Consider the following 17652-nt stretch of genomic DNA (forward strand, 5'->3'; position numbering starts at 1 on the left):
AAGCGGTCTCCGAGGTGAACCGGTCTCCGGTGAGCTGCATACCGTCACCCGAGTCCCCCGCGAACCGGATGATCACCCGGTCCAGACGCCGCACGTCCTTCGCGTCGCCCGGTTTGCGCTGCTCTCCCACGACGGTTCCGTCGGCCTGCTCCGCTGGGCTGCTGACCTGGCTGGTCACTGAACTGGACCTCCTTCGAGGCGGCTGTCCGGGGCCGGTCGTCCCACGGACCATCCCAGGATCAACCCTACGTCGGTCAGGGTCGCCTTCCCGAGGCCATTCGCGGATTGGATGACATTTCTGGAGGGCCCGTCGCGCCGGCTTCCCCTCATGTCCGGCATCGCGGAAGCGCCGCTCACAGCGCTTCCGCGCGCCTGGGGAATCTCTGCCGCAGTGGGCCGTCTCAGGAGTTCAGGTAGGTGAGCACGGCCAGCACCCGCCGGTGGTCGCCGTCGCTCGGAGCCAGGCCGAGCTTCAGGAAGATGTTGCTGACGTGCTTCTCCACGGCGCCGTCGCTGACCACCAGCTGCCGCGCGATCGCCGAGTTCGTCCGCCCCTCCGCCATCAGCCCGAGCACCTCGCGCTCCCGGGGGGTCAGCCCGGCCAGCACGTCCTGCTTGCGGCTGCGGCCCAGCAACTGCGCGACCACCTCCGGGTCCAGCGCCGTACCGCCCTCGGCCACCCGCACCACCGCGTCGACGAACTCCCGCACGTCCGCGACCCGGTCCTTGAGCAGATAGCCCACGCCCCGGCTGGAACCGGCCAGCAGCTCGGTGGCGTAACGCTCCTCCACGTACTGCGACAGCACGAGCACCCCGAGCCCCGGGTGGACCCGGCGCAGCGTCACGGCCGCCCGGACACCCTCGTCGGTGTGCGTCGGCGGCATCCGTACGTCCGCCACGACCACGTCGGGCAGCTCGCCCCGGCCGTCCAGGTCGGCGATGGTCTTCACCAGTGCGTCCGCGTCGCCGACGCCGGCCACGACGTCGTGCCCGCGGTCGGTCAACAGCCGGGTCAGGCCCTCTCTCAGCAGCACCGAGTCCTCGGCGATGACCACCCGCACCCTGTCCTCCACGATCTTCCGGTCCCCCCAGCACAATCCGTCACGGCGGCGTCCGCCCAGCGTCCGCCGTCCTACGGAACACCAGCATTCCAGGGATCGGGCCGCGGCGCCGCCGTACCAGGGGAAAGATCGGGGATCTCGGGCAGCCGCGCCGGAACGGGACCCCGGGCAGCCGCGCCGAAACTCTTCAGCCGCGCCAGGGCAGTTCCGCCGTCACCCGGGTGGGGCCGCCGGACGGGGAGTCCACCACGAGGACGCCGTCCACCGCGCCCAGCCGGGCCGCGAGACCGGCCAGCCCGGAACCCCGGGAGGGGTCGGCGCCGCCCCGGCCGTCGTCGCTCACCTGGAGCAGCAGCCGGTCGTCCGCCCGCCACACGTCGACCGAGGCGGTCCGGGCCCCGCTGTGCTCGCCGACGTTGCGCAGCAGCTCGGAGACGGTGAAGTAGGCGATGCCCTCGATGGCCGGGGCCGGCCGGGCCGGCAGGTCGACCTCCACCCGGACCGGCACCGCGCAGCGGGAGGCGACCGCCGACAGCGCCGCGTCCAGACCTCGGTCGGTGAGCACGGCCGGGTGGATGCCCCGGGCCAGGTCGCGCAGCTCCTGGAGGGCCGTCTTCACCTCGCCGTGCGCCTCCTCCACCAGCCGCGCCGCCGCCGTCGGGTCGTCCCGCAGCTTCTCCTTCGCCAGCCCCAGGTCCATGGCGAGACCGGCCAGCCGGGCCTGGGCGCCGTCGTGCAGGGCCCGCTCGATGCGGCGCAGATCGGCGGCGGCCGCGTCGACCACGACCCCCCGGTCCGACTCCAGCTCCACCACCCGCGCCGACAGCGGCGACGGCCCGAGCAGCCCGCGCACCAACAGCCCGTCCACGCTCGTCAGGGCCCGCACCAGCCAAGGGCCGGCCAGCGTGAACGCCAGCCCGACCAGCGTGGCCAGCCCGATCTCGAAGGGGTTGTCCAGGTAGACGCTGTGGTGGCTGTCGCCGTACAGCTGGAGACCGCCCTGGCCGCCGTACACCGGGAACACCCAGAACCACAGCGGGTACGTCAGCAGTGACCAGCCGATGCTCCAGAAGGTCACCACCACCGAGAACGAGAACACCGCCCACGGGAACTGCACCAGCGTGTACAGCGCCTGCCGCCAGGAGGAGCCGCTCTTCAGCACCGCCCCCGTCCAGGCCACCGGGCCCGGCTTGGCCGGACGCAGCGGCTCCGGGTCGGCCACCCGCAGGCCCAGCAGCGCCCGCGCCCGCGCCCGCTCCAGCACCCCGAAGCCCCGGCAGCCGGCCAGCGCCGCCGCCAGCACCGGGATGCCGAGGAAGGTCACCAGCAGGCCCGCGCCGAGGGAGACCATCGTCACCGTCCAGCAGAACAGCACGATCGCGACCGGCAGGCTCAGCAGCACGTACCCGAACTCCCGCCAGGTGCGCGCCTCGAACGGCGCCCGCAGCCCGGCCGGCAGCCGGTGCGGCCGCTCGCTGCGGTAGGCGTACCCGTGTCCGTACTCCGTCGCCATCGGTGTCGTCCCGTTCTCCTCGTCCACGCGGCGGTTCAGCCGTACGTCCAGGGTGGTCCGCCGCGCCTTCCGGGGACATGGAGGCCGTCGGCGTCTTCGGCGGGGGGTTTTCCCCACCCCGCGCCCGCGGCTGGTCCGTGGTGGCCGGGCCCGGCCTACTCCTGCCGGTCGCGCCAGGGCAGTTCCGCCGTGATCACCGTCGGGCCGCCGGGCGGGGAGTCGACCACGAACAGGCCGTCCACCGCGCCCAGCCGCTCCGCCAGCCCCCGCATGCCGCTGCCCCCGTCGAGCCGGGCGCCGCCCCGGCCGTCGTCCCGTACCCGGAGCATCAGCCGGTCGTCCGCCCGCCAGGCGTCGACGGAGGCGGTCCGGGCCCCGCTGTGCTTGCTGACGTTCTGCAACAGCTCGGAGACGGTGAAGTAGGCGATGCCCTCGATGGCCGCCGCCGGCCGGGCCGGCAGGTCCACGCTCACCTTCACCGGCACCGTGCAGCGGGAGGCGACCGCCGACAGGGCAGCGTCCAGACCTCGGTCGGTGAGGACCGCCGGGTGGATGCCCCGGGCCAGGTCGCGCAGCTCTTGGAGGGCCAGCTTCACCTCGCCGTGCGCCTCGTCCACCATCGCCGCCGCCGCGTCCGGATCCTCCAGCAGCTTCTCCTTGGCCAGGCCCAGCCCCATGGCCAGGTTGACCAGCCGCGCCTGGGCGCCGTCGTGCAGATCCCGCTCGATCCGGCGCAGGTCCGCCGCCGCCGTGTCCACCACGATCCCCCGGTCGGACTCCAGCTCGGCGATCCGGCGCTCCAGCTCGTCGGAGGGCGACAGCAGCCCGCGCACCATTGCCCGGTCCAGGTTCGCCATCAGCCGCGCCAGGTACGGCAGCACCGGCCACAGCACGAACAGCGAGGTCAGCGTGGTGACGAAGGTGAGGATGCCCCACGGCAGCCGGATCACGTCGTACAGCAGGGTGCGCCAGCCCACCGGGTCCTTCAGCGCCATCCACACCCGGTGCACCGGCCCCCCGCTCCGGGCGAGCGGCAGCGGCGACGGCTCCTCCACCCGCACCCCGAGCAGCGCCCGGGCCCGTGCCCGCTCGGCCTTGCCCAGCTGCCGGGCGACCAGCAGGCACACCGCGAGCAGCGGAAGCCCGATCACGGTGAGGGTGAGGGTGCCGCCGACCACCACCACGGTGAACGCGTACGTGAAACCGATCACCGCCACCGGCAGGTTCAGCAGCAGGTGCGCGATCTCCTTCCAGGTGTGCGCGTCGTAGGCCGGCCGGGGCGGAGGCAGCCGGTGCGGGCCGGCGCTTCCGTCGTCTGCGTCGGTGCCGCCGTTCGGGGCGGCGGTGGGGCGGAGAGCGGTCATGCTGGTCAGCCTGCCGTGCCGGGCACCGTTCCCGCCATGCGGTATGCCGCCCTGCGCCGCCGGGGGAAAACCCCACCCCGGGCCCGCCCCGGTCCGCCCGGGCCGTCCCACGGCGTGACGGGCCGCTTACCCGCTCTTTATCAGGGCCTAGACTCGCGTGCGTACAGATCCTCGAACCACGAGGCATCACCCAGTGCACTAATTCACCACGGTCACGAGGTCAGGGAGCGAGGGACGGACGGTGCGGGAGACGTTGGGGGACTCGGCGGTCGCCGCGGGGCACGTCGTCGCGGCCGGCTACTTCCGGTCCTACTCGGTGGTCGGGCTGCTCGCCGTCGTCGGCGTGCTGTTCGTAGCGGTCGCCTTCGGCGCCGGCCGCCTGCTGCGCCCGGTCGTGCCGACCCCGGAGAAACTGCTGACCTACGAGTGCGGTGTCGACCCCGTCGGCGAGGGCTGGGCCCACACCCAGGTCCGCTACTACGTCTATGCCTTCCTGTACGTGATCTTCGCCGTCGACTCGATCTTCCTGTTCCCCTGGGCCACGGTCTTCGCCGCCCCCGGCTACGGCGCGGCGACCCTGGTGGAGATGTTCGTCTTCCTCGGTTTCCTCGCCGTGGGCCTGCTGTACGCATACAAGAAGGGCGTCCTGGCATGGACGTGAACCCGGACCCCGTTCTCCTGCCCGAGCCCAAGCGGCTGGGGGCGCTGGCGCGGCTGGCGCCCGAGCCGATGAAGGTGGTCCTGAACTGGGGCCGCCGCTACTCGCTCTGGGTGTTCAACTTCGGCCTCGCCTGCTGCGCGATCGAGTTCATCGCCGCGTCGATGGCCCGGCACGACTTCATCCGGCTCGGCGTCATCCCCTTCGCGCCGGGCCCCCGCCAGGCCGACCTGATGGTGGTCTCGGGCACCGTGACGGACAAGATGGCCCCGGCCGTCAAGCGCCTGTACGAGCAGATGCCCGAGCCGAAGTACGTCATCTCCTTCGGCGCGTGCTCCAACTGCGGCGGCCCCTACTGGGACTCCTACTCCGTCACCAAGGGCGTCGACCAGATCATCCCGGTGGACGTCTACGTCCCCGGCTGCCCGCCACGCCCCGAGGCGCTGCTCCAGGGCATCCTCAAGCTCCAGGAGAAGATCGCCCGCGAGTCGCTCGGGGAGCGGTACGGCGACGGGCCCGCCGGCCGGCCGTCCACCGCGGCCCTGCAGAGCGGCCTGGTGCGGCCCCCGGCGCCGGCCGGTGAGGAGGGCCCGCGATGAGCACCGCCGCCGGCTGGCTGCCCGCCCCCGCCGAGGAACTCTTCGGCCCGGACGCCACGGCGGAGGAGTCGTACGACCTCCTGACCGTGGACGTACCGCCGTCCGCCTGGCTCACCGCCCTGGAGACGGCCCGTACGACCCTGGGCTGCACCTACTTCGACTGGCTGAGCGCGGTCGACGAACCGGGCACGGGCTTCCGGGTCGCCGCGCACGTCGTCGCCCTGCACCCGGTCCGCCGGCTCCTCGTCCGTACGACGGTCCCGCACGAGGCGCCCGTCCTGCCCTCCGCCACCGGCGTCTACGCGGGCGCGGCCTGGCACGAGCGCGAGACCCACGAGATGTTCGGCGTCGGCTTCGAGGGCCACCCGGGCCTGGAGCACCTGCTCCTCCCCGAGAACTTCGAGGGTCACCCCCTCCGCAAGGACTTCGTCCTCGCCGCCCGGGTCGCCAAGGCGTGGCCCGGCGCCAAGGAGCCGGGCGAGTCCGAGCATGGCGGCCCCAAGCGCCGCCAGATGCTGCCGCCGGGCGTCCCCGACCCCAACGAATGGGGTCCCCTGAAGGGTCAGCTGCCCCCGGCCCCGGCCCGCCCGGCCAGGGCTGCGGCGACCCGTGCGACAGGCGACCGCCCGGTACGCCGCACCCGCTCGGCAGCGGAGGGCTCGGCCGGCCAGGCGGCCCAGCCGAGCGCTGCCGCGCCGGGCACGGCGCCGGGTACGGACCCTGGCGCTCCCGCGCGCCCGCGCCGGATGCGGAGTGTGAGCGAGGGTTCGGCGAGTCAGGTGGCCGAGCCGGGGGCTGCTTCTGGGGAGGCTGGCGCTTCGGGTGCGGTGCCGGGTGCGGGTGCTCCTGCGCGTCCGCGCCGGATGCGGAGTGCGAGTGAGGGTTCGGCGAGCCAGCAGGCGGCCCGGGCCGAGGACGCGGCGCCGCGCAAGGAGGCCGCGGCCGAGGGCGATGCCACGGGTGCGGCGGCACAGGGACCGGCGGAAGGTCCGGCCGCCGAGGCCTCGGTGGCCTACGAGCCCGGACCCGCGCCCGCCCCGACGCGCCGCGCCCGCAGCGCCTCGGAGGGCTCGGCCTCCCAGCGCGCCCGTGCCCCGCGCAGCTCGGACGCCCCCTGGCACCACGCCCGCCCGGCCTTCGACGAGCCGCGACCGGCCCCGGAACCGGAGCCCCGAAAGGCGACCGAGCCGGAGGGGACCGGCAGGCCGGAGGGCACCGGCAAGCCGGAGCGCACTGGCGAGCCGGAGCCGGAGCGGGCTTCGCAGCCGGAGCGGGCTTCGGGGCCGGAGCCGAAGGGTGAACCGCAACCGGCGCCTGAGCGGCAGCCGGCACCGAGGCCTGAGCCGGAAACGCGCCCTGAGCCGGACTCGCAGCGTGAACCGGCACCACAGCCTGAGCCGGACTCGCAGCCTGAGCCGGACTCGCAGCCTGAGCCGGACTCGCGGCCTGAGCCGGAAACGCGACCCGAGCCGGACTCGCGGCGCACCTCGGCGGCGCGACCGGCACCGGGCGAGGCCCAGTCGGCAGCGGGCGAGGCCCAGCCGGCCGAGCCCGGCCCTGCCGCCGGACCCGGCCACCCCCACACTCCCCGAACCCCGACCACCCCCGGCGACCCCGACGCCGGTACCGACCCCGACCCCGACCCCGACCCCACAGGAGGCCCGCAGTGAACGACGTGCTGGACGTCGCGCTGCGACTCCTCGTCGTGTTCGCCGTCTTCCTCACCTTCCCGCTGATCGTCGGTCAGACCGAGCACAAGGTGATGGCCCACATGCAGGGCCGCCTCGGCCCGATGTACGCGGGCGGATTCCACGGCTGGGCCCAGCTGATCGCCGACGGCGTGAAGTTCGCGCAGAAGGAGGACGTGGTTCCGGCGGGCGCCGACCGCCGTGTCTTCCAGCTCGCGCCCGCCGTGGCCCTGCTGCCGTACCTCCTCGTCCTGCTCGCCATCCCGATCGGCCCGGGCGAGGGCGCCGTCGGCCAGGTCCTCGACGCCGGCGTGTTCTTCGTCCTCGCGGTGATGGGCGTCGGCGTGCTCGGCTCGCTTATGGCCGGCTGGGCCAGCGCCAACAAGTTCTCCCTGCTCGGCGGCCTGCGCACGGCCGCCCAGCTGCTCTCCTACGAACTGCCGATGCTGCTGGCGGCGGCCTCCGTCGCGATGGCGGCCGGCACCGTCTCCCTGCCCGGCATCCTGCACGCCTTCCACTGGTGGTGGCTGCCGTGGCAGATCGTCGGCGCGGTCGTCTTCTTCGTCGCCGGACTCGCCGAACTGCAACGCCCGCCGTTCGACATGCCGGTCGCCGACTCCGAGATCATCTTCGGCGCGTACACCGAGTACACCGGTCTGCGCTTCGCCCTGTTCCTGCTCGCCGAGTACGCCGGCATCGTCGTCCTGTGCGGCCTGACCACCGTCCTCTTCCTCGGCGGCTGGCACGGCCCGTGGGGCGCCGACGGCCTCGGCTGGGTGTGGACCCTGCTGAAGACCGCGATCCTCGCCTTCCTCGTGATCTGGCTCCGCGTGACCTACCCGCGGCTGCGCGAGGACCAGCTCCAGAAGCTGTCCTGGACCCTCCTCGTCCCCCTCTCCCTCGCCCAGATCGCCCTCACCGGCATCGTCAAGGTGGTGATCTCCTAATGGCCCCCATCCCCGGCTCCGGCCTCGCCAAGGGCCTGGCCGTCACCCTGCGCACGATGACGAGGAAGAGCGTCACCGAGCAGTACCCGGACGCCCTGCCCGAGTTGCCGCCCCGCACCCGCGGGGTGATCGGGCTGTTCGAGGAGAACTGCACGGTCTGCATGCTGTGCGCCCGCGAGTGCCCGGACTGGTGCATCTACATCGACTCCCACAAGGAGACCGTCCCGCCCGCCGCCCCCGGCGGCCGGGAGCGCAGCCGCAACGTCCTCGACCGGTTCGCGATCGACTTCTCCCTGTGCATGTACTGCGGCATCTGCATCGAGGTCTGTCCTTTCGACGCGCTGTTCTGGTCCCCGGAGTTCGAGTACGCCGAGACCGACATCCGCGACCTCACCCACGAGCGGGACAAGCTCCGCGAGTGGATGTGGACCGTGCCGGCCCCGCCCGCCCTGGACCCCGGCGCCGAGGAACCCAAGGAGATCGCCGCGGCCCGCAAGACCGCCGAGAAGCTGGCCGCCGCGCAGGCGCAGGCGCAGCCGGGGGAGGGCACGTCATGACGCTCGCCCAGGCCCCGCACGGCTTCCTGTCCCCGACCGGCGTCGAGATCGCCTTCCTGCTGGTCGGCCTGGTCACGCTGGGCGCCGCGCTGGTCACCGTCACCACCCGGCAGCTGGTGCACGCCGCCCTGTGGCTGGTGGTCGCGCTCGGCGGCCTCGCCGTGGAGTACCTGCTGCTGACGGCCGAGTTCATCGCCTGGGTGCAGGTGCTGATCTACGTCGGCTCCGTAGTCGTCCTCCTGCTGTTCGGTCTGATGCTCACCAAGGCGCCCATCGGCCGCTCCCCGGACGCCGACTCCGGCAACCGCTGGGCAGCCCTGACCGTCGCGGTGGCCTCCGCGGTCGCCCTGGTCTGGGTGGTCGTGGACGCCTTCCGCACCACCTGGATCGACCTGGACGGCCCGGCCGCCGGCACCACCGAGGTCACCGGCGCGAGCCTGTTCCGGCACTGGGTGCTGCCGTTCGAGGCCCTGTCCGTGCTGCTCCTCGCGGCACTGGTCGGCGCGATCGTGCTGTCCCGCAAGGCCAAGGCCGGCGACCAGACCGGAGACCCGGCCGGCGACCTGTCCGCGGCCCCCGGCAAGGAAGGCGCCCGCTGATGCACCTCGCCTACCCCGCCGTACTCTCCGCCCTCCTGTTCTGCACCGGCCTGTACGGCGTCCTCGCCCGCCGCAACGCGATCCTGGTCCTGATGTCGGTCGAGCTGATGCTCAACGCCGTCAACCTCAACCTGGTCGCCTTCGACGTGTGGCTCAGCCGGACCGCGCGGGAGACCCTGCACTCCGGTCAGGCACTGACCCTGTTCACCATCGCCATCGCCGCCGCCGAGATCGGCATCGGCCTGGCGATCGTGCTCGCGGTGTACCGCAACCGCGGCACCTCCGACATCGACAAGCTCCGCGACACCGCCGAGGGCCCCGACGCGGAAGGCCCCGACGGCGACCACCCCGCGGCCGAGAAGGCTGAGGCCACCGCGTGACCACGACCACCCTCGCCGTCCTCGTCCCCCTCCTGCCGTTCCTGGGCGCCGCGGCCGGCCTGCTGCTCGGCCGCACCGCCCCCGGGTTCGTCCGTCCGCTCGCCGTGCTCCCGCCGCTGGCCTCGCTGGTCCTGGCCGTGCTGGTCGCCGTGCGCCAGGGCGGCGGCACGGCCGTGGACGCCCACACCGAGCTGACGCCCACCGGGTCCGTGCCCATCGAGCTGGCCCTGCACATCGACGGTTTCGCCGCGCTCGTCGCCGTCCTGGTCACCTGCGTCGCGGCCTGCGTGCAGATCTACTCCACCGGCTATCTGCGCGACGATCCGCGCTACCCGTCGTACGCCGCGCTCGTCTCCCTGTTCACCTCCGCGATGCTCCTGGTCGTCTACTCCGGCGACCTGATCGTGCTGCTGGTCGGCTGGGAAGTGATGGGCATCTGCTCCTACTTCCTGGTCGGCCACTACTGGGAGACCCCCGAGGCCCGCGCCGCCTCCCTGAAGGCCTTCCTGGTCACCAAGCTCGGCGACGTGCCGTTCCTGATCGGCCTGTTCGCGCTGGCCGGCGACGCCGGGTCGTTCCGGCTCACCCGGATCCTCGGCGCCGTCACGAGCGGCGGCATCGGCCACCCGACGCTGGTGGCGCTGCTGCTGCTCGCGGGCGTCGCGGGCAAGTCGGCGCAGTTCCCGCTGCACACCTGGCTCCCGGACGCGATGGCGGGCCCGACGCCCGTCTCCGCGCTGATCCACGCCGCGACGATGGTCGCCGCCGGTGTCTACTTCATCGCCCGTCTCCTTCCGCTGTTCGAGGCGTCCCGGGCCGCGATGGTGGTCCTCGCCGTCATGGCCGCCGTCACGATGGCCGGCTCCGCCCTCGCCGCGCTCGCCCAGGACGACATCAAGCGGGTCCTCGCCTACTCGACCGTGGGCCAGCTCGGCTACATGACCGGCGCCCTCGCCGTCGGCGACCGCGGTGCCGCCGTCTTCCACCTCCTCGCGCACGGCGCCTTCAAGGCGCTGCTGTTCCTCGCGGCCGGCGTGGTCATCCACGCCGCCGGCACCAACTCGCTGGCCGCCATGTCCCGCATGCGGGGCCTCAGGGACCGCGTCCCGGACGCCTACTGGACGATGACCGTGGCACTGCTCGCGCTCGCCGCGATCCCGCCGTTCAGCGGCTTCTTCTCCAAGGAGTCCGTCCTCGGCGCCGCCGAACACGTCACCCAGGGCCACACCGGGCACGCCCCCGGCGCGGCCGGCTGGATCGTGCTCGTCGCCGGCCTGCTCACCGCCCTGCTGACCGCCGCGTACGCCGCCCGGCTGTGGCTGCTCGCCTTCCGGGGCCGGGGCACCGAGGCCCCGGACCACGGGCGCCAGCCACTGACGATGAACGCCGTGCTCTGGGTCCTCGCGATCCCCTCCCTCGCCCTCGGCGGGCTCGCCTACCGCGTCCTGCCCGACTGGTTCGACGGCCGCGACCTGACCCCGACCCTGCTCACCTCCATCCTCGGCACGGGCCTCGCCCTGGTCGGCGGGCTGCTCACCTACGGCGCCTGGCAGCGTGGCACCGCGCTCGCCGCGCGCTCCCCGCTGGGCGCGGTCGCCGCCCATCCGGAGGCCGACGCCGGCCTGGTCGAGGCCGAGGCCATCGCCACCCACCGGCCGGCCTACGGCGACATCGCCTACGCGCCCGACCCGGCGGACCCCGGACGGCTGCTGCTCGGCCCGCTGCACCGGCCCGCCGCGGCGGGCTTCCACCTGGACGCCGTGTACGAGGCGCTGTTCGTCCGCCCGGTGCGGGCCGGGGCGAGCCTCGTGCGGTTCCTGGACCGCGAGGTCGTCGACACCTACGTGCGCGGCGCCGCCGCCCTGCCCCGGCTGCTCGGGGCCGCCGTCCGGCGTGCGCAGACCGGCAATGTGCAGACCTATGTGAGCGCGCTGCTCGCCGGCACCGTCGTCCTGGCGGTCGCCGTCCTCCTCGTCGCCACGGGAGCGTGAGCAGGCGTGATCGATATCAACGAGTCCGTGATGCAGTTCCTTCTGGCATTCGTCGTCGTCGGCCCGCTCCTCGGCGCCGTCGCCGCGCTCCTCCCGGCCCCGCCCGGACTGAAGGGGAAGTCGCCGGGGCAGGCCGTGCTGCGGCACGGCGTGACCGTCACCGGCGTGATCCTTCTCGCCGCGATCGTCCTCGCGCTCGGCTTCGACCACGACCATCCGTCGAAGATGCAGGCCACGACCGACATCAGCTGGATCCCCGCGCTCGACGTGCGGATCCACCTAGGCATCGACGGCATCTCCCTCCCCCTTCTGGTCCTGACCGCGCTGCTGACCTTCCTCTGCGCGCTCTACTCCTACTTCAAGCCGCCGGCGGGCCCGGCCCCGAAGGCGTTCGTCGCGCTCCTGCTCCTGCTCGAGTCCGGCACCCTCGCCACCTTCGCCGTGCTCGACCTGCTGCTGTTCTTCCTCGCGTTCGAGATGGTGCTCATCCCGATGTACTTCCTCATCGCCCGCTGGGGCGGTGCGGGCCGGACCCGGGCCGCGTGGAAGTTCATCCTGTTCACGCTGCTCGGCTCCGTGGTCATGCTGCTCGGCCTGCTCCTGATCGGGATCAAGGCGGGCACGTTCGACATGGTGGCACTCGCCACTGACAACGGCCGGTCGCTGGCCACATCCGTGCAGGTCATCGCCGTTCTGGCGATCGGCATCGGGCTCGCGGTGAAGACGCCGATGTGGCCGCTGCACAGCTGGCTGCCGGACGCCCACACCGCCGCCCCGACCGTCGGCTCGGTCCTGCTGGCGGGCGTCCTGCTGAAGATGGGTACGTACGGTTTCGTCCGGATCATCCTGCCGATCGCGCCGGACGGCTTCCACACCTTCGCGCCGTACCTCGCCGCGTTCGCCGTCGTCGGGATCGTCTACGGATCCCTGGCCTGCCTCGCCCTCGCCCGGCAGGGCGCCAAGGGCGACCTCAAGCGGCTGATCGCCTACTCCTCCGTCGGCCACATGGGCTTCGTCCTGCTCGGCATCGCCAGCACCACCCCGACCGGCGTGAACGGCGCCCTGTTCGCCAACATCGCCCACGGCCTCATCACCGGCCTGCTGTTCTTCCTGGTCGGCGCGCTGAAGGACCGCACCGGCAGCACCGACCTCGACACCCTGGCCGAGGAGACGGGCGCCGCCCTGTACGGCAGGGCCCCGCGCCTCGGCGGCCTGCTCGCCTTCGGCGCGGTCGCCTCCCTCGGCCTGCCCGGACTCGCCGGGTTCTGGGGCGAGATGCTCGCCCTGTTCGGCTCCTTCCGGCCCGCCGCCGGCCTCAGCCGCCCGGCCTTCCTCACCTTCATGGCGATCGGCGCGTTCGGCACCCTGCTCACGGCCGCGTACATGCTGATCGTGGTCCGCCGCGTCTGCATGGGCGGCGCGGACCGCGAGACGGCGAAGCTCGCCGACGTCCACGGCTACGAGTTCGCCGCCTGGACCCCGCTGGTCGCCCTCACCGTCCTCGCCGGACTGTGGCCGAAGGCCCTGCTCGGCCTGACCGACCCGGCCGTGCAGCAGCTCCTCGCAGGAGGCACCCGATGAGCGCCCAGCCGCTTGCCGAGTCGCTGGTCCAGTCCGTCGACTGGCTCGCGATCGCCCCGCCCACCCTCGCGGCCGTCGTCGCGCTCGCCGTCCTCGTCGCCGACCTGTTCGTGCCCGAGCCCCGCAAGGCCGTGCTCGGCTGGGTCTCGGTCGCCGGGCTCGCCGCGGCGACCGCGCTGCTGCTGCCCCTCCTGGACGGCGACCGTGCCACCTTCTGCACCGACGCGCCCGCGCGCGCGTGCAGCTACACCGCCGACCACTTCACCCTCGTCATCCAGTTCCTGGTGCTCGGCGGCGCCTTGCTCGCGGCCCTGCTGTCCGTCACCCACCTGGACGACGAGCGGCGGCGCGTCCCGGCGGGCGAGTTCTGGTTCCTGCTGCTGTCCTCCGCGGCCGGCGCCGCCCTGCTGCCCGCCTCCCGCGACCTGGCCACGCTGATCGTCGCCCTGGAGGTCGCCTCCCTGCCCGCGTTCGCCCTCGTCGGCATCCGGCACGGCGACAAGCGGTCCTCGGAGGCCGCGCTGAAGTTCTTCCTGTCCTCGGTCACCGCCACCGCGGTCAGCCTGATGGGCATCAGCTTCGTCTACGCCTCCACCGGCACGCTGTACCTCACCCAGGTCGCCCAGCGCCTGACGCACGTCGACGGGCAACTGCACACCCTCGTCCAGGCCGGTGTCGTCCTCACCCTCGTCGGCTTCGCCTTCAAGACGGCCGCCGCGCCGTTCCACTTCTGGGTGCCCGACACCTACGTGGGCGCGCCCCTGCCCGTCGCCGCCTATCTGTCGGTCGTCGGCAAGGCGGTCGGCTTCTCCGGCCTGATCCTCGTCACCGTCGTCGCCTTCCCGTCGTACGCCGACGTCTGGGGGCCCGCGCTCGCCGTCCTGGCCGCCCTCACCATGACCGCCGGCAACGTCGCCGCCCTGCGCCAGCGGGCCACGCGCGCGTACAGCGCGGTACGGCTGCTCGCCTGGTCCTCCGTCGGCCAGGCCGGCTATCTGCTGGTGCCGATCGCCGCCGCCGGATACACCAAGGACGCCGAGCGGGCGATCGGCTCCACCGTCGCGTACGCCCTGATGTACGCCGCCGTGAACCTCGGCGCCTTCGCCGTGGCCGCCCTGGTGGGCCGCGGCCGGACGCTGAACCGGATCGCCGACTACCGGGGCCTGTACGCCACCAACCCGCTCAGCGCGCTGCTGCTGGCCTTCTTCCTGCTGTGCCTGGCCGGGCTGCCGCCGGGCGTCATCGGCCTGTTCGCCAAGGTCACCGTGTTCTCGGCGGCCGTCGACGCGGGCCTGGGCTGGCTCGCCGTCGTCATGGCCGTCAACGTCGTGATCGCCCTCTTCTACTACCTCCAGTGGACGGCCCTGCTGTTCCGCGCCCCCGAGGGCGAGCCCGTCCGGCACCGGGTCCCGGCCCCCCTCACGGCCGCGCTCGCCCTCACCGGAATCCTCGGCGTCGCCCTGTCCGGAGCGCCCCAGCTGGTCCTGCGTTTCGCGGCCGGCGGACTGTTCTAGGAGTCGGCACGCGCGCGTGGGGCACCCGTCGCACCCCGCGCGCGTACGGCCGTAAGGGCACGTCATCCGCCCCGGCCGGGGCGGGCGGCCGCGGGCACGCGGGAACTCGTGGGCCCCGCCTCGCGTTGTCGGAAGCGGGAGGGTCCACTGGATCGGAGTGATCCCCAGCAGCACGACTTGGAGGGCGCACCGTGCACCGCCGGCACAACGGGCTCAGGACGGCCGTACTCCTCGGAGGGCTGTCCGCGCTCATCATCGTCATCGGAGGCTTCTTCGGCCGCACCGGGCTGATCGTCGCCGTCCTGGTCGCCCTGGGCACGAACGCGTACGCGTACTGGAACAGCGACAAGCTCGCGCTGCGCGCGATGCGCGCCCGCCCGGTCAGCGAGTTCGAGGCCCCGGCGCTGTACCGGATGGTGCGGGAGCTGTCCACGCAGGCCCGCCAGCCCATGCCCCGGCTGTACATCTCGCCGACGGAGGCCCCGAACGCCTTCGCCACCGGCCGCAACCCGCGCAACGCGGCCGTGTGCTGCACCGAGGGCATCCTGCGCCTGCTGGACGAGCGCGAGCTGCGCGGTGTCATCGGCCACGAGCTGAGCCACGTCTACAACCGGGACATCCTCATCTCCTCGGTCGCCGGCGCGCTCGCCTCCGTGATCATGTTCCTGGTGAACTTCGCCTGGCTGATCCCGGTCGGCCGCTCGGACGACGACGAGGGGCCCGGCCTGTTCGGCATGCTGCTGATCATGATCCTGGGCCCGCTCGCCGCCTCCCTGATCCAGCTCGCCATCAGCCGCTCCCGGGAGTACGAGGCGGACGCCTCCGGCGCCCACCTCACCGGCGACCCGCTCGCCCTCGCCGGCGCCCTGCGCAAGCTGGAGACGGGCACCAAGCAGCTTCCGCTGCCCCCCGAGCCCCGGATCGAGACGGCGAGCCACATGATGATCGCCAACCCCTTCCGCCCGGGCCAGGGGATGTCCAAGATGTTCTCCACGCACCCGCCGATGGCGGAGCGCATCGCCCGCCTCGAAAGGATGGCAGGACAACAGTGAAGACGATCCTGAACGTCATCTGGCTCGTCCTGTCCGGTTTCTGGCTGTTCCTCGGGTACCTCTTCGCCGGCGTCCTGCTGTGTATCACGGTCATCGGCATCCCCTTCGGGATCGCCGCCTTCCGCATCGGCGCCTACGCCCTGTGGCCCTTCGGGCACACCACGGTCGAGCGGCGCGACGCGGGCGCGCCCTCCTGCGTGGGCAACGTGCTGTGGCTGATCCTGGCCGGCTGGTGGCTGGCGCTCGCCCACATCGTCACCGGCGTCCTGCTGTGCGTCACGGTCATCGGCATCCCGTTCGGCATCGCCAACTTCAAGCTGATACCGGTCTCCCTGCTGCCGCTGGGCCGCGAGATCGTGCCCACCGACCGGCCGTTCGCCGCCCGCTGACCGCCTGGAGGGGCCTCAGGTCCCGCGCCGGCCCGCCCGCCACCGCCGTACGCCGTAGACCGCCACGCCCAGCGCGAGCACGCCCGCGCCGGCGGCCACCGAGACCGGCGGCAGCGCCGACGCCAGCGCGGCGCAGCCCAGCAGGCCCACCGCGGGCACCACACGGGCGCGCGGGGCCGCGCTCAGCGTCCAGGCCGAGGCGTTGGCGACGGCGTAGTAGGCGAGCACGCCGAAGGACGAGAAACCGATCGCGCCGCGCACGTCCACCGTCGCGGCCAGCACGGCGACCACCGCGCCCACCGCCGCCTCCGCCCGGTGCGGCACCCGGAACCGCGGGTGCACGGCCGCCAGCGCGCCCGGCAGATGCCCGTCGCGGGCCATGGCGAGCGTCGTACGGGACACGCCGAGGATCAGCGCCAGCAGCGAGCCCAGCGCCGCCACCGCCGCCCCCGCCCGCACCACGGGCACCAGACCCGGCGCCCCGGCCGCCCGCACCGCGTCGGCCAGCGGCGCCGCCGCGTGCCCGAGCCGGTCCGCGCCGAGCACGCCGAGCACCGAGGCGGCCACGGCCGCGTACACCACCAGGGCGATCCCCAGCGCCAGCGGAACGGCCCTCGGGATCGTGCGCGCCGGGTCGCGCACCTCCTCCCCGAGGGTGGCGATCCGCGCGTACCCGGCGAACGCGAAGAACAGCAGCCCGGCCGCCTGGAGCACCCCGCCCGGGCCCGCCGGCGGGTCGCCGCCCAGCCGCCCGGCGTCCACCCGGCCCGAGGCCAGGCACACCACGACCACGGCGGCGAGCACGGCCAGGACGACGGCCACGATGCCCCGCGTCAGCCACGCCGACTTCTGGATCCCGCCGTAGTTCACGGCGGTCAGCGCCAGCACGGCGGCGACCGCCACCGCGTGCGCCTGCCCCGGCCACACGTACGTGCCCACGGTGAGCGCCATGGCCGCGCAGGAGGCCGTCTTGCCGACGACGAAGGCCCAGCCGGCCAGATACCCCCAGAAGGCGCCCAGCCGCTCCCTGCCGTACACGTAGGTGCCGCCGGAGGCCGGATAGCGGGCGGCCAGCCGGGCGGAGGACAGCGCGTTGCAGTAGGCCACCACGGCGGCGAGGGCGAGCCCTTGGAGCAGCCCGGACCCGGCCGCCCGCGCGGCGGGGCCCGGCGCGGCGAACACCCCGGCGCCGACCATCGCCCCCAGGCCCACGACCACGGCGTCCCGCAGGCCCAGACCGCGGCGCAGACCGGCATCCGTACGTGTCATGCGCCGCACCCTACTGAGCGCGGCAACCGGTGGACGGCCCGCCGGCGTCTTCCTTCTCGACACGGCACGAACACGCGCACGTGCCGGGCACCGGGCCCACGGCGGAAAACCGGGGCACGGACGGCGCGGACACGGCGCGGGAGGGCAGGTTCACGGCATGGGCATCATCAGCTGGATCATCCTGGGACTGCTGGCCGGAGCCATCGCCAAGCTCCTGCTGCCGGGCCGCGACCCCGGCGGCTTCATCGGCACGACCCTCATCGGCATCGCGGGCGCGTTCCTCGGCGGCTGGATCTCCGCGCGCTGGCTGGACCACCCGGTCAGCAAGCACTTCTACGACGGCGCGACCTGGGCGGCGGCCATCGGCGGCTCCCTGGTGCTGCTGATCCTCTACCGCATCCTGTTCGGCAACTCACGGGACTGATTCGGCGGCTGACGCGGCCGAGCGCGGCCGGAGACGGTCCGGGCGGTACGGAAAGGGCGGGTGCCC

The 17652-nt window shown here is 73.5% G+C and carries 17 protein-coding genes; 13 read left to right on the plus strand and 4 right to left on the minus strand.

What is annotated here, in order from left to right:
* Window positions 1–401: 401 nt before the first annotated feature.
* The 3 genes from IE251_RS00010 to IE251_RS00020 form a co-directional block, all read right to left on the minus strand.
* Window positions 402–1061, minus strand: a complete 660-nt coding sequence (locus tag IE251_RS00010; protein ID WP_280842467.1) for a response regulator transcription factor — start codon at window positions 1059–1061, stop codon at window positions 402–404.
* Between the two features lie 187 nt (window positions 1062–1248).
* The gene (locus IE251_RS00015) at window positions 1249–2574 is read right to left on the minus strand and encodes a sensor histidine kinase (protein ID WP_189751276.1); all 1326 of its coding nucleotides are present in this window, start codon (window positions 2572–2574) and stop codon (window positions 1249–1251) included.
* A 155-nt stretch (window positions 2575–2729) separates the two neighbouring features.
* Window positions 2730–3938, minus strand: a complete 1209-nt coding sequence (locus IE251_RS00020) for a sensor histidine kinase (RefSeq protein WP_189750868.1) — start codon at window positions 3936–3938, stop codon at window positions 2730–2732.
* Between the two features lie 241 nt (window positions 3939–4179).
* Here IE251_RS00020 and IE251_RS00025 point away from each other — a divergent pair, with 241 nt between their 5' ends.
* The 12 genes from IE251_RS00025 to IE251_RS00080 all read left to right on the plus strand — a co-directional run bounded on the left by IE251_RS00025 (window position 4180) and on the right by IE251_RS00080 (window position 15893).
* Window positions 4180–4599: an NADH-quinone oxidoreductase subunit A gene (locus tag IE251_RS00025; RefSeq protein WP_030778387.1), complete on the plus strand. Its 420-nt coding sequence runs from the start codon at window positions 4180–4182 to the stop codon at window positions 4597–4599.
* Window positions 4590–5195 carry an NADH-quinone oxidoreductase subunit B gene (locus IE251_RS00030; RefSeq protein ID WP_189750869.1) on the plus strand — a complete coding sequence of 202 codons (606 nt, stop codon included), beginning with the start codon at window positions 4590–4592 and terminating at the stop codon, window positions 5193–5195. Before IE251_RS00025 ends, IE251_RS00030 begins: the two co-directional genes overlap by 10 nt.
* Window positions 5192–6865 (plus strand): NADH-quinone oxidoreductase subunit C, encoded by a 1674-nt coding sequence (locus tag IE251_RS00035; protein ID WP_189750870.1) that lies wholly within the window; start codon window positions 5192–5194, stop codon window positions 6863–6865. The genes IE251_RS00030 and IE251_RS00035 overlap by 4 nt, the downstream gene beginning before the upstream one ends.
* Window positions 6862–7830, plus strand: coding sequence for a complex I subunit 1/NuoH family protein (locus tag IE251_RS00040; RefSeq protein ID WP_181797013.1), 969 nt, complete (start codon window positions 6862–6864; stop codon window positions 7828–7830). The genes IE251_RS00035 and IE251_RS00040 overlap by 4 nt, the downstream gene beginning before the upstream one ends.
* Entirely contained in the window at window positions 7830–8387 is a 558-nt protein-coding gene (locus tag IE251_RS00045) for a NuoI/complex I 23 kDa subunit family protein (protein ID WP_189750871.1), read from the plus strand. Before IE251_RS00040 ends, IE251_RS00045 begins: the two co-directional genes overlap by 1 nt.
* A complete protein-coding gene (locus IE251_RS00050) occupies window positions 8384–8986 on the plus strand; it encodes an NADH-quinone oxidoreductase subunit J family protein (protein ID WP_229896512.1) in 603 nt (200 codons plus the stop codon). The genes IE251_RS00045 and IE251_RS00050 overlap by 4 nt, the downstream gene beginning before the upstream one ends.
* Complete coding sequence (nuoK, locus tag IE251_RS00055; RefSeq protein ID WP_030601406.1) at window positions 8986–9366, plus strand: NADH-quinone oxidoreductase subunit NuoK; 381 nt, start codon at window positions 8986–8988, stop codon at window positions 9364–9366. The genes IE251_RS00050 and nuoK overlap by 1 nt, the downstream gene beginning before the upstream one ends.
* Window positions 9363–11357 (plus strand): NADH-quinone oxidoreductase subunit 5 family protein, encoded by a 1995-nt coding sequence (locus IE251_RS00060; protein WP_189750872.1) that lies wholly within the window; start codon window positions 9363–9365, stop codon window positions 11355–11357. The genes nuoK and IE251_RS00060 overlap by 4 nt, the downstream gene beginning before the upstream one ends.
* 6 nt (window positions 11358–11363) lie before the next feature.
* Complete coding sequence (locus IE251_RS00065) at window positions 11364–12938, plus strand: NADH-quinone oxidoreductase subunit M (RefSeq protein WP_189750873.1); 1575 nt, start codon at window positions 11364–11366, stop codon at window positions 12936–12938.
* Entirely contained in the window at window positions 12935–14452 is a 1518-nt protein-coding gene (locus tag IE251_RS00070) for an NADH-quinone oxidoreductase subunit N (RefSeq protein WP_030778400.1), read from the plus strand. The genes IE251_RS00065 and IE251_RS00070 overlap by 4 nt, the downstream gene beginning before the upstream one ends.
* A 191-nt stretch (window positions 14453–14643) precedes the next feature.
* The gene (htpX, locus tag IE251_RS00075; protein ID WP_189750874.1) at window positions 14644–15504 is read left to right on the plus strand and encodes a zinc metalloprotease HtpX; all 861 of its coding nucleotides are present in this window, start codon (window positions 14644–14646) and stop codon (window positions 15502–15504) included.
* Entirely contained in the window at window positions 15501–15893 is a 393-nt protein-coding gene (locus IE251_RS00080) for a YccF domain-containing protein (RefSeq protein ID WP_189750875.1), read from the plus strand. Before htpX ends, IE251_RS00080 begins: the two co-directional genes overlap by 4 nt.
* Before the next feature lie 15 nt (window positions 15894–15908).
* On the opposite strand, the gene IE251_RS00085 is transcribed toward IE251_RS00080, so the two are convergent.
* Complete coding sequence (locus IE251_RS00085; RefSeq protein ID WP_189750876.1) at window positions 15909–17162, minus strand: APC family permease; 1254 nt, start codon at window positions 17160–17162, stop codon at window positions 15909–15911.
* 157 nt (window positions 17163–17319) lie between these two features.
* On the opposite strand from IE251_RS00085, the gene IE251_RS00090 reads away from it, so the two are divergent.
* Window positions 17320–17586, plus strand: coding sequence for a GlsB/YeaQ/YmgE family stress response membrane protein (locus IE251_RS00090; RefSeq protein WP_189750877.1), 267 nt, complete (start codon window positions 17320–17322; stop codon window positions 17584–17586).
* Window positions 17587–17652 lie beyond the last annotated feature (66 nt).

Source organism: Streptomyces eurythermus (assembly GCF_014649115.1).
GTDB classification, from domain to species: domain Bacteria; phylum Actinomycetota; class Actinomycetes; order Streptomycetales; family Streptomycetaceae; genus Streptomyces; species Streptomyces eurythermus.

What these genes read in the sequence shown, in the direction of transcription:
- IE251_RS00015 (WP_189751276.1), bottom strand. Translation starts at nt 2,574, where the DNA reads ATGGCGACGGAGTACGGACACGGGTACGCCTACCGCAGCGAGCGGCCG.
- IE251_RS00020 (WP_189750868.1), bottom strand. Translation starts at nt 3,938, where the DNA reads ATGACCGCTCTCCGCCCCACCGCCGCCCCGAACGGCGGCACCGACGCA.
- IE251_RS00030 (WP_189750869.1), top strand. Translation starts at nt 4,590, where the DNA reads ATGGACGTGAACCCGGACCCCGTTCTCCTGCCCGAGCCCAAGCGGCTG.
- IE251_RS00035 (WP_189750870.1), top strand. Translation starts at nt 5,192, where the DNA reads ATGAGCACCGCCGCCGGCTGGCTGCCCGCCCCCGCCGAGGAACTCTTC.
- IE251_RS00045 (WP_189750871.1), top strand. Translation starts at nt 7,830, where the DNA reads ATGGCCCCCATCCCCGGCTCCGGCCTCGCCAAGGGCCTGGCCGTCACC.
- IE251_RS00050 (WP_229896512.1), top strand. Translation starts at nt 8,384, where the DNA reads ATGACGCTCGCCCAGGCCCCGCACGGCTTCCTGTCCCCGACCGGCGTC.
- nuoK (WP_030601406.1), top strand. Translation starts at nt 8,986, where the DNA reads ATGCACCTCGCCTACCCCGCCGTACTCTCCGCCCTCCTGTTCTGCACC.
- IE251_RS00070 (WP_030778400.1), top strand. Translation starts at nt 12,935, where the DNA reads ATGAGCGCCCAGCCGCTTGCCGAGTCGCTGGTCCAGTCCGTCGACTGG.
- IE251_RS00085 (WP_189750876.1), bottom strand. Translation starts at nt 17,162, where the DNA reads ATGACACGTACGGATGCCGGTCTGCGCCGCGGTCTGGGCCTGCGGGAC.
- IE251_RS00090 (WP_189750877.1), top strand. Translation starts at nt 17,320, where the DNA reads ATGGGCATCATCAGCTGGATCATCCTGGGACTGCTGGCCGGAGCCATC.